Raw genomic sequence first — 25,706 nt, 5'->3', positions numbered from 1 at the left:
CGTATAATGAACTCAAAAAAATCTGTACAAATAGGAGATGTTTTTGCTACACCCTTACCCATGAATAAGTATGGTGCAGTTAAGATATTGGGTATCATTGAACGCTCTTATCTTCTTGGTATTACAAGTTATATAGATGAAAAGCTTCCTACAATAGAATCTAAATCCGTTCGTCAAACTTTAATTACGGAGTCTATAGTAGATGGATTAGAGAAGCCTTTATTTGAATGGGTAAATGGAAGAGTCCCTAAAGAATTAATTTTTATTGGAAATATCCCTTTGACTACGAATGAAATAGGTGTTGAGTCCAATATATATGCTGGGGACTGGTCAAAAGACTGTGGTATAGAAGTCTATTATGAATGGCGTAGAAAAATGGACCCTAAAGGCTTTGAACTTGAAATACAGAGAGAAATACAAGAAGATGAGGCCTATGCTCGTAGACACTCAATTTCAAAACCCAAGAAAATGATGGATGACCAGATCTTTTGGGGAATTATTTCTTTATTAGACTGGGGTAAAAAGGGTGAAGAAGAGATTGTAGAGCTTGCTATCGAGGAACTTTCTACTTTCACTGCATGGCAAATAAGGCATTTCGAAGAGGCTCTATGCTATAAGCTTTTCTTATTGGATACGATAGAACATGCAAAAGAAATGGGAGAATACTGTTTTTTAGAACAAAATCAAGCATTCTCACCAGACCTCTTTTTATATGCCAGGTGTGCAGTAGTCGCTCGTGGACAAAAAGTGTTTGAGGATATCTTATCTAACCCTAGAAAAATGCTTAAAAATACCGAATTTGAAGCCTTGCTGTCTCTTTCATCAGAGGCTTATTATTTGAAAAAGGGGAAAGAATTCAAATACATAAGTGGTTGTAGTTATGAGACATTCTCAAACAGAGAAGGTTGGCCAGAAGGGTTTTAACAGTAAAAGTGTGCTTTTTTGTAAAAATTATAAAATGCACCGTGCGCAAAAGTATACGTTTACGGACGAAATAATTTGTATAAGAAATGTATCATTTTTATAGTTCGTATAAGTTTAGAAATGAATTACGAACGTTCACTAAAAGACAAATACTTTTAAGAACGTTTTGACATCGTACTAGTCATAGAATAATTATTACACAAAATTTCCAGTTGAATTTATTAATAAGAAACTCAAAAAGAAACATACGACTTTATTAATATGATCTTTTTGATTCTCATTATTCTTATGTTCTTCTTATTCAAAGACTACTCCGGACATCGAATAGAAAGGTAAATTCAGCATGACAGATGTATTTTCTACACGCTCTATTATCTGTAACTCTGTATCTATAGCATTCAAAGCAGTAATAATTGACTGATTACCTTTACTCATTGTTAGCGATGAACTTTTTAAAGATGATGTTAATGATTCGCCATTCATAAGAGATTCTAATGTTAATATCCCTAATATTCCTGCAGCTAATACATCAACAAACCATAGTTGTCCTAAAACAATTTGACTTCCATTAGCTGAACTAGAACCCAATCCTAAAAAACCCATGCTATTATTACGGACAATAGCACATCCACTGTAACATGAATTTAAGATTAGATAACGTCTTTTTTCCATTTTAGGAATTGATTTTTGTAATTCCCAAGCTGTTATTTTTTCTGTTTTAGAAATGGTTAAATTAGAATAAGGTGGATTATTTGAATTAAATTCGCCATGAGATATAACCCAAATTAAATCATATTTAGAATCTGAATATCTTTCTAAAAAACCTTTCTTTGTACATTCAGAACCAGTAATAACTTCTATATCAACTTGATTTTTTTGGAGTATTTTTTTAATTCCTTCTAGTTCAAACATTGCTCTATGTAAATCCTCAGCTGGATCAAACCATATTAAGACACTTTGTATTTCGGAAGGTACAGGATGATACTCATTACCTCCAGTTATAGAATAAGTATGCTTTGTATTGTTCAAAAGAACTGGAACAATTGCTGTATTAGTCCATGAGGTTTCTAAGTACTCAAAATTGGTTTCTTTTGGTAGTCCGTTGAGAATACCCTGAAATTCTTTTATGTTAATAAAACTTTCTATAGCAATTAAGTATTCTTTTGATGCTTCTACCTGCTGGCGAGCTAAAATAGATTCTTCCTCAAATTCTAATGATACATCCTTACCTACTAAGGTATACCAACTGGCTTCAACTTTACTTTTCAATTCCATTATTTCTTCTAGTTTCACATCGCTTTTCACAGGAAAAAATCTAATTTCATCATTGTATTTTATTAAGAAAATTGGACCTTCAGCCCCTTCAAGATTAGGAATAGTAAGAAATAAGTCTTTATCTCTTATTTCCTGGAATCTTTGTTTACCAGGTCTAAAGCCATTCCAATTATAAGCTAGCTCTAAGAGTAAATAGTATTCTCTTTTCTGAAGGCATGTCGTCAGAATTTGAGTAAATATTATACTGTATTTCTGTTTTAGTAGCTCAAACATACTTCGATCTGAGAATATGGCATGGGCTTTCAACATAAATTCCCAGAGTAACTTTGTAATTTTATCTCCATCAATGGATTTTGAATGGCATAAACGTAAAACCTTCATATAAATCAACTCAGCCCAGAAGAATGTATCTGTTTCTTTAACAGCCTTTTTTGTCCATTCTAAACTTTTAAGATTAAAAGCAAGGCAGGAAGATATAATAAATCTATAATTAGTATCCTTTTCGTTTGAATAACAGTTAATTAATGAGTTAATTATTTCTTTTGCATCTGGTGAATTAGAAGGAATTAAATCTAAATAGTTTGTGAAAAACATTAAATCGGATTGAGTAGGATTTACAAGTGTAGCGAATCTTTTATAATTCTCATATACAGCTTGAGATTCATTTCGTACGTTACCTATGATCTTTGATAACCGAAAGCCTAGAGCCGCGCGGGAAACGAAGAACTCTTTTACTAATCTAGGGAGCATATCGACTATACTTAATAAATATAAATCCATATCAAAGCTTCTACGTAGGTATAAATCGCCCTTCTTAGTGAATGAATCAAATGGAGTTACCCATGGGTCCTTAGCTTTAAGTAAAGTATCATGTGCTTCTCCATATAATCCTAATAATTCTAATCGATATGCTAAGTTTAAATTTATAATAACTATTACTAGGTGTGGAAAACCTACTTCATTTTGTACACCTGGATCATCGTTTAAGTTTCCTAATCTCAATAATTCACCAGTAAATTGATTAACGATTTCAATCATATTTATATAGGATTCGTTAGGAATTGAATTAACAATAGTATTTAAATTGTCAGCCATTCCAATAAAATGTTCCGGAAGTAATGCTTCACTTTGTAAAATACCTACTAACTTTTCAAATTCTCTATTAGAAAATTGTTTGACTTCACTTAATAATTTAATTGTTTCAGAAAAAAGCATAATTATTACCTCAATCAATATAGTGTAGTTGCTGTCTGTTTTAAGTGAATACTTGCACTTACTTATTAGGAGTTCCCTACTTAGTAAAATAAGTCTATCTTGTAGGGAACGTAATTTAAAATTTTTATTTTGAATAAAAACCTTTAATATTAATTCGTTCATTCAAATTTCTTAGACCTTCTTCAAAAGTTTGTATTTTAAATAAACTATTTTCAGAAGCTAGATGAATAATTGTCGGCATAGAAGACACAGAATAGGTTATTCCTTTAGGATAATTACTTCTGAAATTTTCTTGTCTCTGACAAATTAATGTCCCAATAGTATCAGAGTAATCTTCTTTAATAATAGTTAATATTGAAACCATATACTGGTACAATTCTGTAGCATACCTAACTACTTCATCATATTTTGGGATTTTACCCTTATGAATAACATTGTTTCGAAACTCAATTATATGTTTAGATAGTATGGGAGGTGCTTCCTTAAATTCATTTAAATATAGAAAATAAAAAGCTCCTAATTGTCTTTCTGATTGACTTTTTACCATTTTCCAAGATTTATTTATCTCTTCATAAGGTATATTTTTATGTGTCATTAGTATCTGAATAAAATACTCATAAAATCTTTCTAAAGAAGCTGCGAAACTTGAAACGGCTTCACGACAATATCCGTCCAGAAGGGCCATGGCTCCCATTTCAAATAATATTTCAAACTTTTCTTCCTGTAGAAGAGTTATTGTTTTATGCCCTTCGCTACAAATTAATTCGTAGACCCCTTCATCAGAGATATCAAGATATTCGTAATTATAATTCTCATAATTACTTTCAAAAACGCACTTATTACAAAAAATTAGAAGCTTCATTGATAATCTCCTTTAAATAGACGATTTTAAAGCTTTTATCGTTATATTAGTATTAATTTGGTCTTAATTGATGAACTATTAAAGTTCTTTATCACTACAAATTTATAACTCTCCAAATTTCCTGGAATTTACTATCTTCTCGCGCGCATTCTTCAACAAATTGTATGATGAAGCTGACATCATTTGAAATTGTTCAGGCATTATTATCTGAGAAATAGCTTTCTTTAGGTTTTTATTTCTATCAACACCTATTAATATACAAATGGTTGGTTCATCCTCATATAGAACCCTCTCCATCAAGAAGCGCTTTCGTTCTACTACATCCTTAAAAAGCTTATTAGATGAATGGAGTAAAAATATCATAATAACCGGTATTTCCTTTATCCGATCTTCTTTCTTATAATTATAGACTGTGTAAGAAGTAAGAAAGGTTGAGCGTCCCTTTAATGCCAAGAGTCTTTGAATTCTTGTAGTGAGAAATTCGTTCATACCATTACGTTTTTCAGAATCTAACAAAAGCAAATATCTAGCAGCTCTAATACATACTACATCTTTAGTGTTATCTAATAACAGAATTACTTGTTTGAACATTTCATCCATTTCTTGTTCAGGCTTTACAGAGGGTCCAATGAACGCATCAAGAAAAAATTTTGAGTCCTCACCCTCAAATTCTTTGTTCACCATTCTAGCCATGTAAGTATCTATATCACCTCTGTAACTAGGTATATAAATATCAGTTGCATCTGTTTCTTCAACCAAATCGCTTATGTGCATAGCGTAATCATTATATTCAAAGTATAAGCCTATGTGGTCTAATTCATCATTTACCTTGATGTGTATATTCTTAGATGCTCGGCTTCTTTGATATAGATAGTTTAAGAATATACTTGGCGAGTCAAATAACTCTGGATATACCCTTAAGTCATTCATTGAAACACACCATACTGGAAGATTACTTTTTTGAATGAATTCGGTTTTTTCAATTTGTGAAGCTACCTCGTTGAAATCGTCTAATGTAACGCAACAAGCTTGTATAAAGTTAACATCTCTAATTGAATTTATAAGCTCATAACGCTTTTTACTCTTTTTCTGATAAAGTTCAATCCTTCCAAGACGCTTGTACTCTTCAAAGAGTCTTAAGGACTGCTCATAAGGGTTTTGAGCTAAAGCTCTTAACGAGTTTTTATAGGCCTCCTCATCTGAAAAAGGAGAGACAGGAGATAGGGCTCCGCCTTTAACCTCCAAGATAATCATTACATCGTCGAATATAATTACACCATCACACTCACACCACTCATTCTTTCCATTCCCCCCCACAGGAGCTTTGTAAAAGATATTTTGAAACATTTGAGCTGTAGGAAGAATCTTTTTAAATAGTTTAAAAGGAATTGCTTCAGATAAATCCTGTTGAATGTTATTAATGGTTGCTGAAAATGCTTTATTCTTTCTACGTAGAGCACGAAGGACAGTTCTATAAAAATTATCCATTAAGTTATCGATAGAAAAGCAATAATACTTATTTCCAATACCCAAAAAGGGCTTATATTTAATAGGTAATTCCTTAAGCATTACTTGCGAATGATTTGTAAAGAAATCGTTACATTCGCCTGGCTGTAACGCCAATTCCTTTATAAAGTCCAAGGGCCAACCTGTTATTTGCTCAACATTAAAATATTCTGATGTTTTTAAGAGCAAATCCTCAGACAAACCCGTCATTGGCGAGGATTCCCCCTTAGGCATAAAATCCATGAACCCTATTGTTCGTAAATGTTCACTGATTTTGAGTAGTCCCTCTACAATATTTGCAGCAGTTATATTAAAGGCTTCTACAAAAAGTTCATTATACGGAAGAAGTACATCTTGGAAATGTTCCTTTTCAAATGCTGGATAGAGCACACCCGAAACATTCATCTGCATACCTTGAGAGTATTTGATTAATTCATCTCGTGGCACAGTATTTACATACATATTTGCGGCAAGAAAAAGCTCATCTAACTCTTTCATACATTCTCCGATTTCATCCATAGATAAGCATTCTGTTCCAAACGGTGTATTCGAAGATACAACGAGGCTTTGAATGACATCAATTCCTTTGTTCATTGAAGGTTTACTATTCCCCTGAACAAAAATTTCTGGATCTATCATATGATAAATAAATCTCTGGATATAAAGTTGGATTATAGTGGTGAGGGGGTTCCCTGTTAGAATTTTTGTTTCAATTTTTTTAATACTTTCTTGTATTTTCTCCTCTAGCTGATCAGGTTTAAAAGCGAGCAATATATCAGATGGCTCATTCATTTCCTTCATAATCTAGCCTCCTTAGATTAGGTATAGGTAAGTTAAGCTTTATAGCTCTTTTATCCTCTTGTAAATCAGTAGCAAAATCTACACCAAAAGTCTTATCAAACACCTTTTAATTTGTGACATTGAACTTTTTAACCTCATATTCCAATGCCCCAATAAACTTTTACAAATAAACTTAATTCTACAACAAAAAAAAACATTATTATACAGATTTTTCTTTTTGTTGATTCTTTTTTCCTTCATATGCTTATATTTCATTTATGAAATGTAGTTAAAAAGTCATGAAATGTAGAAGGTCTGATTAATTAAGATAAAATTCATTTATGGTTTATATAGGAAATTAATGTTTCGCTCTTACGAATACATATTTTTAAATGTTAGCAATAATCGGGAAAAGATTCCATTGAATAAAGAACGTTTGTTCGTATATAATAAAGAACAAATGTTCTTTATTGAGGAGTACTTTCAATGAACTATGAGCAGCTACCAAACAGAGTCATTATTTGTATTGATATGAAAGCATTTTATGCTTCCGTTTCTTCTGTTATAAGAGGTTTAAATCCTTTGAAAACAAGGCTTGCTGTTGTAGGAGATATCAAACGGTCGGGATCTGTTGTGTTAGCTGCCACACCTTTATTAAAGAAAGAAGGGATCAAAACAGGAAGCCGTCTTTTCGAAATTCCTAAAAGGAAAGATATCCATGTAGTGAATCCATCAATGGAGAGATATATCAAGGCTTCGAACTATATTTCTAGTTTGGTGTTACAGTATGTGGCTCCTGAAGACTTTCATGCGTATAGCATTGATGAGTTGTTTATTGATGCTACGGCTTCTTTGCATTTATTTGCTCGAACACCAGAGGAGCTAGCTCATCGAATACGTAATGAGATCTATCGCAAAACAAGACTGACAGCTACCGCAGGAATCGGTCCTAATCTCTTACTGGCTAAAGTCAGCTTAGATCATGAAGCGAAGCACAGCCCAACAGGGGTTGCTTATTGGCGATATGAGGATATTCCCTTTAAGTTATGGTCGATTCATCCAATGAAGGATTTCTGGGGGATCTCGTCAGCTACAGAAAGACGCTTAAACCGTTTGGGCATCTATACCATAAAAGAACTCGCTCTTTCTTCTAAGGAAATGTTACAAAAAGAATTTGGCATCATGGGAGAGGAACTTCACCAACATGCGAATGGGATTGATTTTAGTCGTATTTCCGATGTGTACATCCCTAGTTCCCGTTCCTTTGGGAAAAGTCAGATTCTCTTTCGAGATTATACAAGCCGAAAAGAAGTTGAATTATTACTATTGGAGCTATTGGACGATGTTTGTTTCCGTTTACGCATGCATCAAGTGGTGGCTCAAACGATCCATTTATCGATCGGCTACAGCAAACAAACAGGTGGAGGCTTCTCCAGACAAAAGAAAATGGGAAGAGCTTCAAACTTAAGCCAAGATATTTTTCCGTATTGCTTAACCATCTTACATACATATGATAATGGAATGCCGATTCGCTCCATTGGGATCTCCTTATCAAACACAAGCATTGAAGAAGAGGAGCAAATGAGCTTATTTGAGGATATCGATCAGCGTGAAAGAGCCTATGCTCTTGCTAAAACGATTGATGAAATTCGGCTGCGTTATGGAAAGAATAGTGTTCTACGGGCTTCAAGCTATCTGGATCACTCAACAGCTCGTTATCGAAACGGCCTTATAGGTGGCCATAAAGCATAACATAAAGGAGGAGATATCATGTACCACGATAGAAAAATGAAAAAATGGCGTCCATTCGCAAGCATGCCAGAGCAATACATAGGATTACAGGAAGTCATAAATAGGCAATCAGAAATCCCCCAACCTCTTTTAACAGAAGAGCAAATGGAACAAATCAATTTCACCTTGATTGAAGCCTTACATACAAATAAACAATTATACCTTACATATTATAAGAACGGGCAACGTATAACCGATACAGGATTCATCCAATTTGTTGATTCCCTGGGGGATCTCTTTATTTTCATCGATGAAGTATTTGAATTAAAAAATAAAATGAGGTTAAGTGAGCTAATAGATGTTCGTTTCACGTAAGGCTTAGGCTTCCTTTTTTAGGGAAACGTTTTTATTGACATACTGTTAACTGTTACGATTTTCTTTTTGGGGTAAAGGTTAAATTTCATATCCATTAAAGTTAATAATTTGATTTGATATACTAAGTTTAGAAAATCTATCTTGAATTACAAATTAAATTATTAACTCCTTATCAAAAAGGGTGGCGAATATGGAATTTAAGGGTAAAATTATTTTCTTGGTAAGAGACCGTTTTAATTGTGTTCATTTTTATAAAAAGGCTTCTCAAACAAGTACAAAGTTAAATAGGTACATAGAATATATTCAATCTCTGGAGAAAAAACTAGGTGATGATTTAATAAAATCCTACATTGTAAATAAAAGTGACTATAAAAGTAATTATGTATGGTGTTCTAATCTTTGGAGAACAGATTTAACTGAAAAGGTTTCTCTAAATCATCAAAAATATATAGATTATTTAACTGAGCATAGAAACGATGTTAAATTTATAGGTCCATATAAAGCAATGAGAACAAAAGGGCTTCACTTATGTCGTTTTGGGCATGAATGGAGAGTTCAACCTCACTTGGTGAAGAAAGGCGAAACCTGTGAACATTGCAAAAAAAACTACAAGGAGTCTCATGGAGCTAGATACATTACGGAGTTGCTTGCAGAAAATAAGATTGAATTTATTAAAGAGATTAGTTTAAAACGCTTTGGGCTTGAAAGAGAGTTGCGTTTAGACTTTCTTATTTGTCAAAACAACTACCCTCTGTTTGTAATAGAATTTAATGGAATCCAGCATTATAAACCCATGAGATCAGAGTTTTTTGGAGGATATAAGAAATTTAAGGATCGAAAGATATCGGATAGAACTAAACGTGCATTTTGTTGGAATATGGGATTGCCCGTTATAGATATTCCTTATACGGAAACAGAAAGTCAGATTAAAGAAACCGTTTTGTATTTTTTAAGGATGTTTGAACTAATTGATAATAAGGAATCAACCATACTCAAATAGAAAAGAGTGATCAACATGGAAGAGAAAGAGCAGCAAGAAATAGATCTTGATAAAGTGTATGACTACGCTGAATATCCAGATAAGGTTTTATCAAGACTAAATTTTAAATAATATAGATAAACTAAGGGTTATTACATATTATATATGTCTAATATGTAATAACCCTCTTATTCAACAAATGCCCTCGTTACTTTAAGTACACTTCTTCACAAGCTATAAATTTAACAATTCATTTATTATACGAATGCTGCCACTTTAGGAATATAGCTTTAATAATTCTTGTTGGGGCAAATTATTCGTATTATTCGTTTCAACAAAATATTCTAACTGCCATTTTTGTGTTTCAATAGCTTGTTTGCTAGTTGGTTTATCCCATATAGGGTAAACTCTAATTGCCATTTTCCCTTTTGTATTAGCTGTTTTAAGGATTTTTTGTTTTACAAGAACTTCTTTTGGAAAAACGAATTGTCCAAATCTATTTTCACTATTAAAGGTATTAATAACCAATAAATCGGTAGCCTTTTCATATGAAAAGGCTTGGTTTTTATGAGCATCATCTTTTTCCCAAAAGGATACAAACTGCCCTATCTTATTAGGTGTATTCTTTGCCACCCTAAATCTAACTGATTTTGAATTCAGCTGAAATATACCAGCACCATAATCTGAATTTTGAGCTTCTTCTCGGATAGCTTTTATAACGAAATGATTTGGTTCATAAAAATTTTCATTTACATATGTTAACGCCTTATAAAATTCATTCATTATTTTCCCCCTTATATTTATAGTACTAGCCCCAATGCCTCTTTAATCAATAGTGCTTGGTTTGTATTATGTGGTAAATCCGAATTGTAAGTATTTAAATTATACAATACAAAACCAAAAAGGAACTTAAGTTCCCTTTCGTTGTATAAATTAGCTTGCCTATATATTTGACTAACGCCATTTTAATTAAATAACACTTTAAATATTTTTGTATACCTGAGCATAAGCAATCTTTAATTGTTCTCGTAGATCTTTATTCTCTTGGTCTATTCGTTTAATTTTTCGTTTTAAAGATTCAATAATAGCATCTTTGTTATTTTCATTCATTTCGTGCTTTAATTGTTTCAAAGCAGGTCTCTTTAGCTGCTGTTGACGTAACGTTTCAATTTGTTCACGTAATTTCATAGTATTATATAGCGTAGCCTTAGAGACTCCAGCCTCATTGGATACACTATTAAAGTTAATGACTTGCTTAGCTCTTACGAGCCTTTGAATAGCCTCATCAACTTTTTTCTGAGTCATTGCTTTCCTGTTTTCATGGACTAATTTTAATTGTTCTTTACGGTTATATTTTTTCATTAAAATCGCCTATCTTTCTATTTAACCGGTCTAATCGACCAAAGATAATATTACCTGCTTCAATTGTATTTAAAATATCCCTATAACGTTCTAAATTATTCTTATTTTTCTCTGCAATATCTTCCCGTCCACGCTTTTCTAATGCTTCTATAGTCTTTGAGGTTGTTTGGACCAGTAAATTGTATTTTTGTTTATCAAATTCTGAAAAACCAATAGCTAAATCTTTACACGGACTACCACCATTACAAGTAAGACAAGGAGGTTCTAGAGAATATGGACAGTTACCGTTTATCCGTGCATGACAGGTTCCATAAGGATTGTCAATTGCATTTAATTTGTGGTCTTGCCACAACATTTCTAAAATATCACTTGGAATATCTTCATGCGGCCTTATCTCTTGAACTTCACCATTCAAATCAAAGTGAAAAACTCCTTGTTTGATAGCGTCCTCAAAAGCAATACGCTTTGTATCATCTAATAACCGAGCATATCTCAAGGTCATTTCCGGTGAAGCATGAGCAAGAAGTTCTTGAACTGTTAAAATGTCAGTACCATTATTTAAGAGCTTGATTGCATAAGTGTGTCGGAATTGATGTGTTTTAAAATGAAATAGGCTTCCGTTTTCGTTTAAGATATTTTTATCTCTTGCTAATTTGTTTAATTTATTTCGTACCCATTCTTGTGAGTAAGGTAAGCCCTTTCTCGATCCTCTATATCTAATGAATATAAACTTTTCAGGATTATTGTCGCTATTACTATTTTTTATAGATTTGCTAATTAAAGCTGTAGTTATTTGTGCTAAATGATCATCTATAGGAACTTTGTGACCTTGAACAAATGTTTTTTCAATATCTGTTACCAAGATATATTTTCCGTTTATCTGTGCTAAACAATCTTGTTTGAGTAGTAATACGTCAGAAATTCGTAACCCTGTTTTAAATGCAATCCAAACAATCGGTTGTAAATCTGAATGTAAGTGCTTAATATGAAGAAATAGTTGTTCAAGAACAAAGTCTGGTATATGATCAACCTGATCATATGGCTTCTTCTTTTGCTTAGGTTTATCTGAAGGAAATATAAGCATTTTTACTGGACGTTTTGGAGATAATTTGGATTCGTAATCCTGAACATCAATTAAAAATTGTTTAAGTGCAATAATAGCCTGGGCTATGTATCGTTCTTGGTTTGTAACTTTAATATTATGTTTTGACCATTGAGTTATTTGTTCAATGTATAGTAAAATATGATTCCTACTCAATCTTGTCAGATCAGTCCAGGAAGGCTCCTGCAAACTAATAAAGTCAAAAAATGTTCGTAACTGATGTAAATAACTAACTGCTGTTTCTGCTACAAGAGCCTTGGTTAGTAATCTTCTTTTAAAGTATTCTTTAGTTTCTTCTCTAAATTGATCCTTCTTAATGTGCGAAAAGTCCATATAAGCTGTTGTCTTAGATTTATTGTATTTAATCCCGTATTTATTATGTAATACCTTTACATCCCACCTGTCTTTTTGCCATTCGTCCCTTGTATCTATTAACTTTTTATAATCAGTAAATAATCTTTTTAAAAAATTAGAAAGTGTACTTCTCATAATAACTGTTTTATTCGTATCAGCATTAAAACTTGTGCGGGAGGTAGTAAACCCTTTTTCATTAAGCCAGATATTCCAATCCCTATCAACTTGTGCTAAATCAATGTTATTTAGTGACTTTAAAGTTGGATATTTTTCATTTAAGAAGTGCTGTAGATTATTGAAATTATAGTTGTTAGTCATAAAAACTGTAGACAAACTCCATTGTTCTTTAAATAATTTGTTCAAATATATATATTTGAACTCCAGATTCATTTGTTCATTATTTAGGCGAAATTGAATAGTAGAATTGTGGGTGTATCGTTTTCGGTAATGTTTATAATCTGATTTAAATTGTTCAATTTCATTAAATTTATCAACGTTCCATATATTTTGTTCAAGAAAGTATGAGTCATGCTTCTGATGTAAAGCAACAGTACCATCCTCTGCAACTCGTTTGACCACGTAATGAGAAAGTTCTTGTTTTAACCAGGTATCTGAGTAGGTCGTACTTGTATTAATTCCAGTCATTACTTTAAAACCTCCGATTTAATTGGTTCGCCTAGCTTAAAAGCATGTTGAGACTTTTCCCATTCTTCACGCGTCTCTTCATCTGAAGGGTGTACATATAAATTCATCGTTGTTTGGATATGACTATGTCCTAACCTTTCTTGAACCTGTTTTATATTTTTCGTTTGTCTATAGTACATCGTGGCGTGCGTATGTCTAAGTAGATGAGGATGAACATCTATACCAGTTTTATTTCTAAGCCTTTTGAACAAAGAAGATACATCCTGATAATTCATCGCCTTTCCAATGTTCTTTCCCCGAATTTTAATAAAAAGGAAGTTTGAATTCAACTCCACTTCTTCTAATACTTCATACAAATAATCATCATAAAGATTCATTAAGGCTTGAGATACAAATATCTCACGTTCTCCAGTTTTTAAACTCGCTCCATTCTCCAACTCGCCACGATCTACCAGTCGTATACGATGACCATCTTTGTGGCTGAGAATAAAGTCTTCAATATACAGTGAAAGAACTTCCCCAATTCTTAATCCAGTTTCAAAAAGTAATTGTAGTAAAAATCTATCTCGTATATTAGTTGTTGAGACTATTAGGGCCTCAACCTGTTCTTTGGTAAGCGTCTTTATTTTCTTTCTCGGTTCTTTTATTTTCAATATATTATGATTTACAGAGCTTTCTTTATTCAAGTGGTATAGAAAACCTTTGAATTTTGTTTGACCAGTAAATTTTTTCTTCATAGTTCTTTCAACTAAATCAAAAGATATCTCTTCGTTCCTATATAGATAATCATAAAAGTTTGTCACAACAGAAATAGTAAGATTTATTGTTTTCTCGGTTTTTATTGCCTTCTTAGATTTAAGGAGGATTACATTAACACTCTTATATGGACTCCTTAACCAACCGATAAACTCTGCCAATCTTTCCAAATTGATTTGTTTGTAATCGCAATCTAATTCCCATAGAAACTGGAAGTATTGCTTAAGTGCATAACAATAAGTTTTATTTGTATTGCTTTTTTTCCCAGTAGCATCTAAATATTTTAAATATCTTAGTACTGGTAATACAGGAAAGCCATCTACATCTAATAACATATATCTTTTTTTATTATCTTCTAATATGATTTCCTGAACCCTCATACACTGCTATCCTCCTAAATAGTTAATTTCTACATATTAAACTAATTTATTTTAGTCTCGTTTATAATTTTAATATGTATTAAAAAAGAGGATACATGTTATATATTAAACATAGTATCCTCTAATAATTATAGTATTGTTAATAAGGTTAGTGGTCGATGTGATAATTGCAATTCAGCTTACTTCAAAAGTTCCGTAAAAGGTGGCGTTTTCTTACGTGAATGTCGCCAATGCGGTATGAAGAAGAGTATCTAATCATAAAGAGCTATAAGGAGTATGAATATGGAATGCATAGTTGATATATTAGAAACTAAAAAAACTCTCTAAGCGATGAAAATCAAGAACTGTTAAAGAAATTGATACGAAAAATAAAATCATTTTCTACTACCCCACTCAATCGCAAACATTGTTTACGTATGGCACCATTTGCTGATTCTAAAGAGATAACAGAAGTTGTGATTAAAACTATACAACCGTACGAGCTGAAGTTGCTTGGCGACAGTTGCTTTCCTGACTACGATAGCATTGGATATCACTATTGTATCGCATTACTTGCTTGCAGAGTTGCATTAAACGAGGTAGATGAATTAGAAGTTGTAACAGTGCTTGAACATGAAGTGGAGAAAGAATTGAAAGAACATGAACTGGTAGCCTCTAGAGGTGGAGAAAACTATCATGTAATGCTTCGTATTTTTAAGTGTTTTAAAAAAGATACAGATAAGTTAAATCATTTGATGATACGACTACAAAATCACAGGGATTGAGATGTACAAGCATGTCATTCACAAACAATCAACTCTATATAAGTGATAGCAATAATCGGGAAAACTTTAGAGTTTTTATTGAATAAAGCTTAGGACTGTAAATATAAGGGGTAAGAATAATGAATGAATTTTATAGGGCATTAACATATGTAAATGAGAACTTTTATGAACCAAATCATTTCGTTATAAAAGCTATTCGAGAAGAAGCTCAGAATTCAGATTATGGGGCTGGTATATTCCAGCTGAATTCAAAATCCGTACGATTTAGGGTGGCGAAAACTACACCTAATAAGGTAGGGCAGTTTGTATCCTTTTGGGAAAAAGATGAGACTCATAAAAACCAAGCCTTTTCATATGGAAAAGCTACTGATTTATTGGTTATTAATACCTTCACTAGTCCAAATAGATTTGGACAATTCGTTTTTCCAAAAGAAGTTCTTTTAAAACAAAATATCCTTAAAACGGCTACCACAAAAGGTAAAATGGCAATTAGAGTGTATCCGATATGGGATAAACCAACTAGCAAACAAGCGATTGAAACACAAAAATGGCAATTAGAATATTTTGTTGAGACGAATAATACTAATGGTTTTCCCTACCAAGAATTATTAAAGCTATACTCCTAGAGTGGCAGCGATTGAAGCCTTACATACGAATAAACAAGCGCATCTTACGTATTATAAGCAAGGTCTATACATAACAGAGACAGGATTCATTCAGTTTGTAGATTCCCTTGGAGATTTATTTATTTTCATTGATGACGTATTTGAGTTAAAGAATAGAATGAGATTAAGCGAGCTCATCGATGTTCGTTATGCTTAGTTTCTGAAGAAATCGTGTATAAGAAGCATTTATTTGGGTGGAGGTACATTCATGTACAATTTTAGAGTATACACGTTACGTGATGGTTCAAAGAGGATCATTAAACTGAAAGAAGGAGAGTCATTTAAAGAGGAACTCCAAAGAGCCGGTATTCAAGAAACGCAAATTTTTCAGATGCAACTAGTGGAAAAATAATTGTATCAGGACTTTTTTTGGATTCGAAAAAAATTTTTAAACATAATAAAAAGCGACATACCTATTAATGGTAAGTCACTTTTAGTTATTTATCATTTCAGCTTGAATAATGTAGCGATCAGGTGCTTTTCCAATCATATCAAATGGATAGCAAGTTGTTAGTGTCAGTGTAGGCTTATCTTTAGGAACAATTACTGTCCGATCTTCTTTATGTGTAATCCAAATCTTTTTAATTTGGTATTCATAAAGCTTATTATCAAATTCTACAATTAGATTGTCACCCGTTTTAAGTTCACCTAGCCTTGTAAATACGGTGTCGCGGTGCCCACTCAATACTGTGTGTCCCATTCCCTTTGGAGTAGTAGTTAAATCACTAACAAACATCCCTACGCCTCTTTTTAAGGTATCAGCATCTGTTCCCCAATATACTGAGTATTTTAATTGGAGTTTAGGAATAACAAGATTCGCTACTTTTTGACCTTTGTTGTAATTATAGTCCTCCATTTTATCTGGAGACTTTGTATCGACCTCTTCTAAATTCAAATTGCTAATTGAATCTTCTTGTTTTACTTCGGTACTTTGTTGGCCTACATCTTCTTTTTCTTTTACTTCATAATGGTTTATTTCCTTCTGAGATAAGGTCTCTGAAGATGATCTTCCTAAGTTCCACTCAAAGAATGAATAACCAGCTAGGGAAATGCCTATCACAAATAGACAAATGCCTAATATTCTCATATAACTGCACCTCTATAAAAAAGAGACAGGAATAATCCCGTCCCTTTTATTTTATATATCCATTATATTATGCTTTTGAATTTTTGCGACGAGTAAATACTACCACACCAGCAGCCGCAACAGCCAAACCAGCTGCTACACCAAGTGGATTATTACTTGCTGTTTCAGGAAGCTCTTCGCCTTCTTTTTTGTCAGAAGTAGCTTTTTGCTCTGAAGAAGAATTGTCTTCTTTAGTAGCAGTTTCTTCTTTTGCAGGTTGCTCCTCAGTAGTTTGTTCTGTAGTAGTCTCTTCTTTAGTTGTTTCTTCTGAAGTAGCTTCTTCTTTCTTACCAATGCCATTAATCTTAGAAGTATCATAGTCAGATGGAGCTTCACAAGGAATACCATCGTCTACTTTGTTACCCCAGCCATCTAATCTCTCAGGATCATTTGTTGCCGTGTAACCTTTTGAATTCCAGTAGTCTACTACTTCTTGGTATGGCTTGCCTTTAAAATCAGAACAGTCTTTATCTAAACCGTTTGATTCTGCTGATGCTGTAGTTGCTACGGTACCAATTCCCCCAAATGTTAACGCTGCCGCCAAAGCAAATGTTACTTTTTTCATTTCTCCTACCCCCAATAATTGTGTGTCAGATTTGCTAACAATTTCATATTAAACTCTTTTTCTGGCAACTTCAACAATAATCTGGGGCATTATCTACAATTTCCCTTTATTCGTCAATTTCTTCTGTTTTATATGACAATATTATTACTTTTATCCATTTTATTGAATTAAACTAGTTTTAAATGAGTAATGTTTTCCCGTTTTTCTCTTCAATTAAACCTCTTATTTTTTATTTGCAATTTGAATTATTGCTTCTTTTTTCTTTCTTCTGACCAGCTTATAATTGGTGTACTTTTCTCGTTAATTCTGTAACTATCCATTTGATATACCTCTTTCTGAAAGATTAAAAAGATATCCTTCGTTATGGAACAATAGGATCATTATAGGTAATAGCAGTTAATAAAATGTCCCACATTGGGAATGAACACTCTATTCAGGTAAAATAAAGGAAAAACAATACAGGAAATTTAAAGAAGGTGTTCTTATGAAGAAGGTTGTGGCTGCAATTATAAAAGAGAAAGGTCAACTATTAATCGCTCAAAGGCATTCAAAAGACCCTTTGGCCGGTAAATGGGAATTCCCTGGCGGCAAGTTGGAACCTGGTGAGACACCTGAAGAGTGTCTAGCAAGGGAGATAAGAGAAGAGCTACGAGTAGAAGTAGAAATTGGCTCTTTCTATGACGATAATGTATATGGCTCCAAAGATCAGGCCATTCATCTATTATTCTATTGGGCAGAGATTATGAATGGCGAGGTCACACCAGTTGTTCATGATGATGTAAAATGGATCACTATAAAAGAATTAGCAAGGTTTGATTTTGCTCCTGCTGATATTCCCATAGTAAAAAGACTAGAGAGAGAGTATATATGAGTTTCGAACATAGATTATAACCTTCTGATGTTCTAACAAATCAAGAATTAATAAAGCATTTAAGTGTGCAATGGTAGGAGGAATTGAAGTTGAACAGAAGTGAAATTGATGGAAGTATTCACCATACCGATATTAATGATTTTGAAGTACATATTCGTAATATATTGAAGAGTGTTGTGACTGAGTATCAACAAGCCAAAACAGAAAGGTTTAAAGGGCACTCCATTGGAGAGGTTTTGAGGAATAAAATGAAAGAGGCTCTAATCAAAAGGGTTAACCTGGACCCTAATATCTATCGTTTGGTTGGCTCTGTTGGACAAGGTCAGTGGGCGGAGATACCATGGCTTTGTATCTTTATAAAAGATTTAACTATCTCAGCTACAAGAGGATACTATATTGTTTATTTGTTCAACGCTAATGGAAGTGGTCTGTATATTAGTTTAAACCAAGGATGGACTTATTTTAAAGATAAGTACGGAACAAAGATAGGTAGAGAAAAAATTCGAAAGACAGCTTCTATTGTTAGAGATAAACTTAATACTGTACCTTATAACATGAAGCTTTTAAACATTGACTTAAAAGGTAAAGGTGACCTTGCCAAAGGATATGAGCTAGGACACATTTGTGGACGTTATTATGACATCGATAATTTACCAAGCGAAGAAGAAATTATTAATGACTTACAGGGATTGCTACTAACTTATAGGGAAGTAATAGGGCTCATTGGTAACCGATCTATAGAACAGTTTAATGATTACATATTGTTGTATGAAGATGGCTTATACCCAGAAGATGAGTTCAGTGAGGAAGAGTATCAATTAGCAGTTCAGAAGTCTGTTGTTTCTAAAAAATCTCAAGATATCTATGAGGAAGAGAAGAAAAAAGATCGACCTGAGCCAATAGTTAATAAAGGCGGTAAAAGGCAATGGATACGAAATGCAGCTAAGGCCTCAAAGGCATTGATGCTTTCAAATTATACATGTGAAATTGATTCATCTCATGAAACTTTTATTTCAAAGTCTACTAACATGCCTTATGTTGAATCACATCACTTTATCCCAATGGGTAAGCAAGGTGAGTTTCAATACGACTTAGACCAACTAGCAAACCTAACAAGCCTTTGCCCATTGTGTCATCGTCTTATACATTTAGGCACGGATGCAGACAAGGAAAAACTACTAAGAAAATTATATGATCAGCGTAAAGAACGTCTAGAGAATATAGGTATAGAAATTAATTTTTCTGAGCTTAAGCGAGTGTATGGTATATCTCTTAAAGGAGAAGAACGTGGATAGTTATATTAAACAATGGCATGAGTTAATAATAAACTGTAATTTTGACAACACATATAAAATGGCATGGAGTAAGGCGCTGGTGGAGTTATCGCTAAAAATTAAGGAGAATTCTGAAGAGGAAACTATTGCATTTGATTTTGGTGAGATAGCGAAACTTTGTTTAAAGTATTATTGGAATCAAACTATTTACTTTGACCTTATACAAAGTCCTAGCTTCAAGAAACCACCTGAGATGATGACATCTACTAAAGAACTGATTAAAGTCTTCTTCAAAAAGAAAGGTAAGATACAGCCAATAAGGTTTGAGAAGGTAGACTTCCACTCACTTAAATTAGAAAAACAATATAAAGAAACAGTCAAAAAAATAGCAAACACATTAAAACAAGATGTCTGTTGGCGTTTTAAAAATCTTAATGGTACTACCTATGAAATATACACCTTAGATAGTAACAGAAGAATAGTTTATTTTAATAAGCAGAATGCATTAAAACTTAAAGAACATAGTGATTTTCTATTTACTTTTATAAATTATAGATGGACACAAATGCTAGAGGGGTTTAACTATAGTCCAAGGATTTCAAGAAAGGTAAGAGCAATAGACGAGGATAACATTAAACGATCCTCTTTAAAAAAATTTCATAAGAACCTTGATTTAATGTTTGAAGATGGCCAGCGCAAATGCTTTTATTGTGATGGAGTTATAGATGATATGGATGTATCTGTGGATCATGTTATACCATGGTCTTATATGTTTTCCGATGATCTTTGGAATTTAGTTTACTGTCATAGAGGGGAAAATTCCACAAAGTCTAATCGTCTTCCCTTAGAAGAGGATATTATAAGGTTAGAAAATAGGAATGTACTACTACTTGATCGTATGGAACCAAAATCCCGCGATTACGATCAGCTGAAGATTGCCGTTGAAAAAGATTATGTTAAAAAGGTTTGGACTTCATTTAAAGGTTGAGTTTAAAGGAATGATTTACTAATTAATAGTAAAGAAACTCTTTAATTGTTACTATAATAGAAGGTATGAATGAGCTCTATTTTTACAGGGTACATTCATACCTTCTATTATTCATTTATTTTATTCATAACTTGCATCTGGATCATTACTGTATGTATTTAAAATTTAATCATTAATAAACATCTCAATGACGATCTAACTATTGATAAAAAATGAAGAACTCAAACGGTAACTACGAAAAATGTTGTAAAATGTAAATTGCATGTTTTTATATTTTATTTAATTTATTAAGGAGCAATAATTTTGAAAATATCTATCTTTTTAAGTTATCCTAGACCGCATTTAAAGAGACAACAGGAATTTATTGACCGTGTTATTCGGTATTTAGAACAAAGAGGATTTCAACCAAGAACATTAGGGGTTACCGATTATGATATGGAAGAACCTTTGGTAGCGATTAGACGGTTAATGATGGAGTCCAATGGATTGTTAACCATAGCTTTTCGTAGAACTTTGATTGAGAAAGGGGAAGCTAGATCAGGTACAGATATGCAAGGTGCGGAACCTCAAGATGTGTCCGGAAGTTGGGTTACTAGCCCTTATTGTCATATAGAGCCTGCGATGGCGTTCCAAGTGGGGCTACCTATTTTAATTTTCCGTGAAAAAGGAGTAATAGCAGACGGAATCTTAGAAAGAGGAGTTACAGGAACTTATCTTCCTGAATTTGATTTAGATAAACCAATTGATGATTATTTAAACGATTATGAATGGAATCAAATCATTGGAAAATGGGAAGGACATGTTCGTAAAGTCGTTGAGAATAAAGGGCGTCCTCCTAGACTATTTTAAAAGGATAAGTCCTAAAGCTATCAATAAAAGAATTGGTAAATTATCTCCAAATCACATAAAAAGCTTACCTATGTAAACGCTACTATTCAAGTTTGTTAATATATAACAACTAGGTCTAAAATATAAGTTATTTATCAAGATTTAACTATATAATCTTTTACCATAACAGACTTTAATACTGTTTCTAAAAATTATTTACGATACTTAAATAGCAAAAAGAGGAGGAGTAATAATTAAATTAATAACAGCACAAGTCATAATAAAATTGGCAAGTATGAACTTAAGGTCAATCCGGAAGTATTCAGAAGAAGTAGAAGTACAAATAAAAAAGCAATCAGAAGAATTCATAGATTACCTAGAACAAGCAACTGAAGGACTGTCTCCCGAGGAAGCTGGATTTGAATGGGATAAAAACGAGGATAAAGTAAGAGATTTAGATATCGCATACCCGACCTTATTACGTTATTCAATTGTTATGTCTACATATTCAGCACTTGAACAAGCTCTCATGCGTTTTTATAATGCATATCGCTACGAATTAGCTAGACTGGAACGGATAGACATAAACTCAAAAGCATTCAAAAAATTTCATACGTATAAGCCTTATCTTGATTATAAAAAGTATGGAGATAAATTAGGAGAAGGTATTAGCAACATTCAGGCAATTGGACTTTATATAAAAGATGAGATGAGCATCCAATTTCCTTATCAATGTCCGGAATGGGAATTTATAATACAATTAACCAAAATTAGAAATAATATTACTCATTCCAATGGAAGAATTCCTGAAGATAATGACTCAGAAAGATTGAGAAGAATTATGAAGGAAATTGGTTACGATTATATAAAACCAAGTATGAGTCAGGAAATTATCTTAAAAGAGAACTTCAGTGAATACATGTTGAATCAGGTAGAAGAATTTTTAAACAAATTTTTAAGTTGCATTAAATCTTCATTGCAAGAGCCTGTAAAATAACCTCAAAATCCGATAAGTAATGTTATTATATGGTAAATACACTTCATTTCATCATCAATTTGGAAAAATTTTGAGGATCCCTTTTTAGAGTAACAAAGAGTCGTAATTGCGGCTCTTTTTCTTATTTATTAACGATTGCGTTAACCCAGGAACGGATTTGTTTATAATCATTTTTGGACTATTTGGGAAGTTTAGTTTAATAATTCCAAATGGTAAGATATATGAAATAATAGAAAATCCAAGAGTGGTTCACATGAGATAATTGAAAAAGGGAAGAGAGTTAATCTTATATTAATACTTATGAGGAGGCTGTTTAATGGCGTACTTTATTTTATCTGTTTTGTTAGTTGGATGTATTGCTTTATTTATCCTACAAATAAAAAGGAATAAGAAATTAGGTTTGAGATACGAACAAGAAAAAGCAGCAATCAAGGAAGAGCAAAAAGCATACCTAGAAACTGCAGTAACCAATTATGAAACCGTCATTGAAACAAATGAAATCAAACATCAAGAAGAAATAAAAAAGCTGAAGAGAATAAACGAGGATATACGAAAAAATTATCGAAATAGAGGGGAAATCATTACCCATAATCTACTAAATGATCTAAAAGATGATTTTATTCGTAACAATCTACTAAAACATGATGAAATGATTATTATGCCAAATATTTTTATACCAGACAAATATGACAATACACGTCAACTTGATCACCTGATCATTTTACCGCAGGGTCTATATTTAATTGAAACAAAACACTGGAAAGGACACATTGTCCTTGGGATGACGAAAGACAATTGTGGAACAGAATTTTCATTTTTACATAAACTATTAGACAGTTCTAAAGAAGAAACCCTTGTTTTTAATAAAGAAGATTCAGGATTGATTGCAAAAAACTATGGAAATCCCATATCTCAAGTCGCTCAATCAGCCGGTATCTTAAGTGACTACATAAAGGATAAATTAGATTGGACAGGTTGGATAAATGCCCTTGTATTTTTTAATTATGAAGGAGATCAAACTGTTCATGATTGGTCAACGAATAGAAAGGTAACTAGAATAACCAGTCAAACAGAATTTGACCAGTTTTTCAGAAATGAAGTCACGACAAAGAATAGAAAATACAACGCTACAAAGATAAATGAAATAAAAGTTATCATCGAAAATGCTAATTATATTGATTAAATAATATCTGAAGAACATGATAGAATGCAGCATCTACACTTTTGATGGGGTTTTTGCTGTAATTCCTAAGCACCTCAAATGATATTATTTGGAGCAAACCTAAATAAATCAAAAGCCAATTAACGTTAATAATAAAAGGTCCTCCCGTTGAATAAACAGGAGGACTTTTTATTATTCTTCTACTTTATGATACTCATCAAACTTAATACGTTGCTCTCCACCTAATGTATCTTCACCAAAGTAAGCACCGTCTTCTAATTTATCGGGTGGGTCTACGATTAGTTTGAAACTCTTTGGCATCTTATTTTCCTCTAAGGGAATCTTATATCCAACACCAGTATTCAAGAAGAGGAGCAAATGAGTTTATTCGAGGACATTGATCAGCGTGAAAGAGCCCATGCTCTTGCCAAAACGATAGATGAAATTAGGCTGCGTTACGGGAAGAATAGTTTGCTGCGGGCTTCAAGTCACCTCGAGCATTCAACCGTTCGTTATCGAAATGGCTTACTTGGAGGCCACAAATCGTAAGGAGGACAGAAACATGGAACCTAGAGGAATGAAAAAATGGCGCCCTTTTGCTACGTTGCCAGAACAATACATAGGATTACAGGAGATTATAGATAAGCAAGTAGAAGTAACGCAACCTGTTTTAACAGAAGAGCAAATGGAACAGATGAATTTTACCTTAATTGAAGCCTTACATACAAATAAAAAAGTGTACCTTACCTATTATAAGAGAGGCCAATTCATAACAGAGACTGGATTCATTCAGTTTGTTGATTCTCTCGGAGATTTATTTATTTTCATCGATGACGTATTTGAATTAAAGAATAAAATGAGGTTAAGCGAGCTCATCGATGTTCGTTTGGCTTAGTTCCTGAAGAAATCGAGTACAAGAAGCACTTATTTTGGTGGAGGTACATTCATGTACAATTTTAGAGTATACACGTTACGTGACGGCTCAAAGAGAATCATTGAACTAAAAGAAGGAGAAACATTTAAAGAGGAACTCCAAAGAGCTGGTATTCAAGAAACGCAAATTTTTCAGATGCAACTAGTGGAAAAACCACAGTAGTTTTATGTTCTACCATCTGCATTTGAAAAAAATCTATTTTTTTATATCAGCTCTTTGAAGTTCCTTACTTAGAGATTCACCTTGCGTTTCTTTAGATATGTAACCTAGAAAAATTCCTTTTACTCATTTATCTTCTAGAGTTATCCATTTCCCATCCTTACTTGATTTTCGAATGGCATCTATTAAAGTCATCACTTGTATACCGTCATCGCCTGTAACAAAAGGTTTTTCATTATTTATAATAGAGGAGACAAAGCGATCTACTATATCGGTTATTTCAATTTTATGTTGAGGTAATTCCTCCAGAAATGTATAGACTTGCTTTTCCTCTATCCCCTTTTCTACTTTTACAAAAGAGGAATCACTGTATAGCGTGATTGCTCCTTTTGTGCCAAAAATTTGCGTCATTCGATCACTTGCACCAAAGCTTGTGAAACTGAAAATAAAGGTTCCTGTGATACAATCTTCATATTCAATAATAGCTATACCATTATCGTCGGCGTTGGACTCTATACTTCTTACGTTAAATAGATGACTGAATACCTTAGTAGGCTTCCTGTCTAATAAAAAATTCATTAAATCTAATCGATGTGACCCAACCTCACCAAGTGAGCTTTTCCATTGCCCCTGCTGTTCATCGTTTTGTAGATCGACTCCAGGAATACCTAAAAAAGTTCTAAATGTTAATACATCTCCTATTTCACCACTCGCTATTAATTCTTTAGCCTTCAAATGTGGTTTATAAAGTCTCTGATTATGAGACACCATTAAAATACATTCATTAGCTTTTGCTGCTTCATTCATGGTAATAGCCTCTAATTTAGACATTGCCATTGGTTTTTCCACCAAGACATGTTTTTTTGCATTCAATGCCTGGGTAGCAATATCACAATGAGAATTAGGTGGGGTACAGATAATAACGGCGTCAACATCATCATCCTGCCATATACAATTTATATCTTCGAATACTTTACAGTTATATTGCTGTGCTATTTGTTGTGCCTTTTCAACAGTACGGTTATATACCCCATATAAATTAACTGTCGGGTTATTCATAACAGATGGTAAATGTCTATTGTGAGCTATAGTTCCGGTACCAATTATAACGATGTTCATTTTATATC

General features: G+C 32.9%; 28 protein-coding genes and 1 pseudogene. 18 read left to right on the top strand and 11 right to left on the bottom strand.

Annotated elements, in window-relative coordinates; all coding sequences use genetic code 11:
- Positions 1–6 precede the first annotated feature (6 nt).
- Complete coding sequence (locus tag ACN6NE_RS24545) at positions 7–924, top strand: DUF4240 domain-containing protein (RefSeq protein ID WP_474327887.1); 918 nt, start codon at positions 7–9, stop codon at positions 922–924.
- A gap of 297 nt (positions 925–1,221) precedes the next feature.
- Here the strand turns inward: ACN6NE_RS24545 and ACN6NE_RS24540 are convergent, their stop codons facing one another.
- The 3 genes from ACN6NE_RS24540 to ACN6NE_RS24530 form a co-directional block, all read right to left on the bottom strand.
- On the bottom strand, positions 1,222–3,576 hold the full coding sequence (locus ACN6NE_RS24540; protein ID WP_474327885.1) for a CHAT domain-containing protein: 2,355 nt from the start codon (positions 3,574–3,576) through the stop codon (positions 1,222–1,224).
- Positions 3,539–4,276 (bottom strand): hypothetical protein, encoded by a 738-nt coding sequence (locus ACN6NE_RS24535; protein ID WP_474327883.1) that lies wholly within the window; start codon positions 4,274–4,276, stop codon positions 3,539–3,541. The genes ACN6NE_RS24540 and ACN6NE_RS24535 overlap by 38 nt, the downstream gene beginning before the upstream one ends.
- A gap of 102 nt (positions 4,277–4,378) precedes the next feature.
- Entirely contained in the window at positions 4,379–6,583 is a 2,205-nt protein-coding gene (locus ACN6NE_RS24530) for a hypothetical protein (protein WP_474327881.1), read from the bottom strand.
- 465 nt (positions 6,584–7,048) lie between these two features.
- Between ACN6NE_RS24530 and ACN6NE_RS24525 the strand changes: the two genes are divergently transcribed.
- The 3 genes from ACN6NE_RS24525 to ACN6NE_RS24515 all read left to right on the top strand — a co-directional run bounded on the left by ACN6NE_RS24525 (position 7,049) and on the right by ACN6NE_RS24515 (position 9,668).
- Entirely contained in the window at positions 7,049–8,314 is a 1,266-nt protein-coding gene (locus ACN6NE_RS24525) for a Y-family DNA polymerase (protein WP_474327879.1), read from the top strand.
- Between the two features lie 18 nt (positions 8,315–8,332).
- On the top strand, positions 8,333–8,668 hold the full coding sequence (locus tag ACN6NE_RS24520) for a YolD-like family protein (RefSeq protein WP_474327877.1): 336 nt from the start codon (positions 8,333–8,335) through the stop codon (positions 8,666–8,668).
- Positions 8,669–8,858: 190 nt separating this feature from the next.
- Positions 8,859–9,668 (top strand): DUF2726 domain-containing protein, encoded by an 810-nt coding sequence (locus tag ACN6NE_RS24515; RefSeq protein WP_474327875.1) that lies wholly within the window; start codon positions 8,859–8,861, stop codon positions 9,666–9,668.
- Positions 9,669–9,923: 255 nt separating this feature from the next.
- Here the strand turns inward: ACN6NE_RS24515 and ACN6NE_RS24510 are convergent, their stop codons facing one another.
- The 4 genes from ACN6NE_RS24510 to ACN6NE_RS24495 form a co-directional block, all read right to left on the bottom strand.
- Positions 9,924–10,430, bottom strand: a complete 507-nt coding sequence (locus ACN6NE_RS24510) for a MepB family protein (RefSeq protein ID WP_474327873.1) — start codon at positions 10,428–10,430, stop codon at positions 9,924–9,926.
- A 198-nt stretch (positions 10,431–10,628) separates the two neighbouring features.
- On the bottom strand, positions 10,629–11,009 hold the full coding sequence (locus tag ACN6NE_RS24505; RefSeq protein ID WP_474327871.1) for a DUF6262 family protein: 381 nt from the start codon (positions 11,007–11,009) through the stop codon (positions 10,629–10,631).
- Positions 10,996–13,110, bottom strand: coding sequence for a tyrosine-type recombinase/integrase (locus ACN6NE_RS24500; protein ID WP_474327869.1), 2,115 nt, complete (start codon positions 13,108–13,110; stop codon positions 10,996–10,998). Before ACN6NE_RS24500 ends, ACN6NE_RS24505 begins: the two co-directional genes overlap by 14 nt.
- Positions 13,110–14,246 (bottom strand): tyrosine-type recombinase/integrase, encoded by a 1,137-nt coding sequence (locus ACN6NE_RS24495; protein WP_474327867.1) that lies wholly within the window; start codon positions 14,244–14,246, stop codon positions 13,110–13,112. Before ACN6NE_RS24495 ends, ACN6NE_RS24500 begins: the two co-directional genes overlap by 1 nt.
- Positions 14,247–14,396: 150 nt before the next feature.
- Between ACN6NE_RS24495 and ACN6NE_RS24490 the strand changes: the two are divergent.
- From ACN6NE_RS24490 to ACN6NE_RS24470, 5 genes and pseudogenes are all read left to right on the top strand, one after another.
- Positions 14,397–14,501: pseudogene (locus ACN6NE_RS24490) on the top strand (DUF8096 family protein); the annotation flags it as partial.
- Positions 14,502–14,662: 161 nt separating this feature from the next.
- A complete protein-coding gene (locus ACN6NE_RS24485) occupies positions 14,663–15,010 on the top strand; it encodes a hypothetical protein (RefSeq protein WP_474327865.1) in 348 nt (115 codons plus the stop codon).
- A 119-nt stretch (positions 15,011–15,129) separates the two neighbouring features.
- Positions 15,130–15,636, top strand: a complete 507-nt coding sequence (locus tag ACN6NE_RS24480) for a MepB family protein (RefSeq protein WP_474327863.1) — start codon at positions 15,130–15,132, stop codon at positions 15,634–15,636.
- Between the two features lies 1 nt (position 15,637).
- On the top strand, positions 15,638–15,832 hold the full coding sequence (locus ACN6NE_RS24475; RefSeq protein WP_474327861.1) for a YolD-like family protein: 195 nt from the start codon (positions 15,638–15,640) through the stop codon (positions 15,830–15,832).
- Between the two features lie 51 nt (positions 15,833–15,883).
- The gene (locus ACN6NE_RS24470; protein WP_474327859.1) at positions 15,884–16,027 is read left to right on the top strand and encodes a hypothetical protein; all 144 of its coding nucleotides are present in this window, start codon (positions 15,884–15,886) and stop codon (positions 16,025–16,027) included.
- Positions 16,028–16,108: 81 nt separating this feature from the next.
- Here ACN6NE_RS24470 and ACN6NE_RS24465 read toward each other — a convergent pair whose 3' ends face one another.
- On the bottom strand, positions 16,109–16,762 hold the full coding sequence (locus ACN6NE_RS24465) for a class D sortase (RefSeq protein ID WP_474327858.1): 654 nt from the start codon (positions 16,760–16,762) through the stop codon (positions 16,109–16,111).
- A gap of 67 nt (positions 16,763–16,829) precedes the next feature.
- Positions 16,830–17,366 (bottom strand): LPXTG cell wall anchor domain-containing protein, encoded by a 537-nt coding sequence (locus ACN6NE_RS24460; RefSeq protein WP_075422368.1) that lies wholly within the window; start codon positions 17,364–17,366, stop codon positions 16,830–16,832.
- A 484-nt stretch (positions 17,367–17,850) separates the two neighbouring features.
- On the opposite strand from ACN6NE_RS24460, the gene ACN6NE_RS24455 reads away from it, so the two are divergent.
- From ACN6NE_RS24455 to ACN6NE_RS24430, 6 genes are all read left to right on the top strand, one after another.
- Positions 17,851–18,237 carry a (deoxy)nucleoside triphosphate pyrophosphohydrolase gene (locus ACN6NE_RS24455; RefSeq protein ID WP_474327855.1) on the top strand — a complete coding sequence of 129 codons (387 nt, stop codon included), beginning with the start codon at positions 17,851–17,853 and terminating at the stop codon, positions 18,235–18,237.
- Between the two features lie 164 nt (positions 18,238–18,401).
- A complete protein-coding gene (locus tag ACN6NE_RS24450) occupies positions 18,402–19,532 on the top strand; it encodes an MrcB family domain-containing protein (protein WP_474327901.1) in 1,131 nt (376 codons plus the stop codon).
- A complete protein-coding gene (locus ACN6NE_RS24445) occupies positions 19,525–20,499 on the top strand; it encodes an HNH endonuclease domain-containing protein (protein WP_474327853.1) in 975 nt (324 codons plus the stop codon). The genes ACN6NE_RS24450 and ACN6NE_RS24445 overlap by 8 nt, the downstream gene beginning before the upstream one ends.
- 303 nt (positions 20,500–20,802) lie before the next feature.
- Entirely contained in the window at positions 20,803–21,348 is a 546-nt protein-coding gene (locus ACN6NE_RS24440) for a hypothetical protein (protein WP_474327851.1), read from the top strand.
- A gap of 265 nt (positions 21,349–21,613) precedes the next feature.
- Positions 21,614–22,324: a hypothetical protein gene (locus tag ACN6NE_RS24435; RefSeq protein ID WP_474327850.1), complete on the top strand. Its 711-nt coding sequence runs from the start codon at positions 21,614–21,616 to the stop codon at positions 22,322–22,324.
- A gap of 316 nt (positions 22,325–22,640) precedes the next feature.
- The gene (locus tag ACN6NE_RS24430; RefSeq protein ID WP_474327848.1) at positions 22,641–23,507 is read left to right on the top strand and encodes a nuclease-related domain-containing protein; all 867 of its coding nucleotides are present in this window, start codon (positions 22,641–22,643) and stop codon (positions 23,505–23,507) included.
- Between the two features lie 171 nt (positions 23,508–23,678).
- Here the strand turns inward: ACN6NE_RS24430 and ACN6NE_RS24425 are convergent, their stop codons facing one another.
- On the bottom strand, positions 23,679–23,807 hold the full coding sequence (locus ACN6NE_RS24425) for a hypothetical protein (RefSeq protein ID WP_474327846.1): 129 nt from the start codon (positions 23,805–23,807) through the stop codon (positions 23,679–23,681).
- A gap of 57 nt (positions 23,808–23,864) precedes the next feature.
- Here ACN6NE_RS24425 and ACN6NE_RS24420 point away from each other — a divergent pair, with 57 nt between their 5' ends.
- The 3 genes from ACN6NE_RS24420 to ACN6NE_RS24410 are packed head-to-tail and all read left to right on the top strand — an operon-like array spanning position 23,865 to position 24,582.
- Positions 23,865–24,035: a hypothetical protein gene (locus ACN6NE_RS24420; protein WP_474327844.1), complete on the top strand. Its 171-nt coding sequence runs from the start codon at positions 23,865–23,867 to the stop codon at positions 24,033–24,035.
- Between the two features lie 13 nt (positions 24,036–24,048).
- Positions 24,049–24,381, top strand: a complete 333-nt coding sequence (locus tag ACN6NE_RS24415; protein WP_474327842.1) for a YolD-like family protein — start codon at positions 24,049–24,051, stop codon at positions 24,379–24,381.
- A gap of 51 nt (positions 24,382–24,432) precedes the next feature.
- Complete coding sequence (locus ACN6NE_RS24410; protein ID WP_474327840.1) at positions 24,433–24,582, top strand: hypothetical protein; 150 nt, start codon at positions 24,433–24,435, stop codon at positions 24,580–24,582.
- A gap of 123 nt (positions 24,583–24,705) precedes the next feature.
- On the opposite strand, the gene ACN6NE_RS24405 is transcribed toward ACN6NE_RS24410, so the two are convergent.
- A complete protein-coding gene (locus tag ACN6NE_RS24405) occupies positions 24,706–25,698 on the bottom strand; it encodes a Gfo/Idh/MocA family protein (RefSeq protein ID WP_474327838.1) in 993 nt (330 codons plus the stop codon).
- Between the last annotated feature and the right edge of the window lie 8 nt (positions 25,699–25,706).

The sequence above is a fragment of the Priestia sp. 53B2 genome (genome assembly GCF_056099005.1).
Note: the sequence above shows the minus strand (reverse complement) of the source record. Positions and strands in the feature narration are given on the sequence as shown.

Coding starts and splice junctions, on each gene's coding strand:
- ACN6NE_RS24465 (WP_474327858.1), bottom strand. CDS start 16,762: ATGAGAATATTAGGCATTTGTCTATTTGTGATAGGCATTTCCCTAGCT.
- ACN6NE_RS24425 (WP_474327846.1), bottom strand. CDS start 23,807: ATGCCAAAGAGTTTCAAACTAATCGTAGACCCACCCGATAAATTAGAA.
- ACN6NE_RS24455 (WP_474327855.1), top strand. CDS start 17,851: ATGAAGAAGGTTGTGGCTGCAATTATAAAAGAGAAAGGTCAACTATTA.
- ACN6NE_RS24500 (WP_474327869.1), bottom strand. CDS start 13,110: ATGACTGGAATTAATACAAGTACGACCTACTCAGATACCTGGTTAAAA.
- ACN6NE_RS24510 (WP_474327873.1), bottom strand. CDS start 10,430: ATGAATGAATTTTATAAGGCGTTAACATATGTAAATGAAAATTTTTAT.
- ACN6NE_RS24470 (WP_474327859.1), top strand. CDS start 15,884: ATGTACAATTTTAGAGTATACACGTTACGTGATGGTTCAAAGAGGATC.
- ACN6NE_RS24430 (WP_474327848.1), top strand. CDS start 22,641: ATGGCGTACTTTATTTTATCTGTTTTGTTAGTTGGATGTATTGCTTTA.
- ACN6NE_RS24540 (WP_474327885.1), bottom strand. CDS start 3,576: ATGAACGAATTAATATTAAAGGTTTTTATTCAAAATAAAAATTTTAAA.
- ACN6NE_RS24535 (WP_474327883.1), bottom strand. CDS start 4,276: ATGAAGCTTCTAATTTTTTGTAATAAGTGCGTTTTTGAAAGTAATTAT.
- ACN6NE_RS24460 (WP_075422368.1), bottom strand. CDS start 17,366: ATGAAAAAAGTAACATTTGCTTTGGCGGCAGCGTTAACATTTGGGGGA.
- ACN6NE_RS24530 (WP_474327881.1), bottom strand. CDS start 6,583: ATGAAGGAAATGAATGAGCCATCTGATATATTGCTCGCTTTTAAACCT.
- ACN6NE_RS24505 (WP_474327871.1), bottom strand. CDS start 11,009: ATGAAAAAATATAACCGTAAAGAACAATTAAAATTAGTCCATGAAAAC.
- ACN6NE_RS24520 (WP_474327877.1), top strand. CDS start 8,333: ATGTACCACGATAGAAAAATGAAAAAATGGCGTCCATTCGCAAGCATG.
- ACN6NE_RS24420 (WP_474327844.1), top strand. CDS start 23,865: ATGAGTTTATTCGAGGACATTGATCAGCGTGAAAGAGCCCATGCTCTT.
- ACN6NE_RS24545 (WP_474327887.1), top strand. CDS start 7: ATGAACTCAAAAAAATCTGTACAAATAGGAGATGTTTTTGCTACACCC.
- ACN6NE_RS24415 (WP_474327842.1), top strand. CDS start 24,049: ATGGAACCTAGAGGAATGAAAAAATGGCGCCCTTTTGCTACGTTGCCA.
- ACN6NE_RS24525 (WP_474327879.1), top strand. CDS start 7,049: ATGAACTATGAGCAGCTACCAAACAGAGTCATTATTTGTATTGATATG.
- ACN6NE_RS24405 (WP_474327838.1), bottom strand. CDS start 25,698: ATGAACATCGTTATAATTGGTACCGGAACTATAGCTCACAATAGACAT.
- ACN6NE_RS24480 (WP_474327863.1), top strand. CDS start 15,130: ATGAATGAATTTTATAGGGCATTAACATATGTAAATGAGAACTTTTAT.
- ACN6NE_RS24515 (WP_474327875.1), top strand. CDS start 8,859: ATGGAATTTAAGGGTAAAATTATTTTCTTGGTAAGAGACCGTTTTAAT.
- ACN6NE_RS24410 (WP_474327840.1), top strand. CDS start 24,433: ATGTACAATTTTAGAGTATACACGTTACGTGACGGCTCAAAGAGAATC.
- ACN6NE_RS24485 (WP_474327865.1), top strand. CDS start 14,663: ATGGCACCATTTGCTGATTCTAAAGAGATAACAGAAGTTGTGATTAAA.
- ACN6NE_RS24495 (WP_474327867.1), bottom strand. CDS start 14,246: ATGAGGGTTCAGGAAATCATATTAGAAGATAATAAAAAAAGATATATG.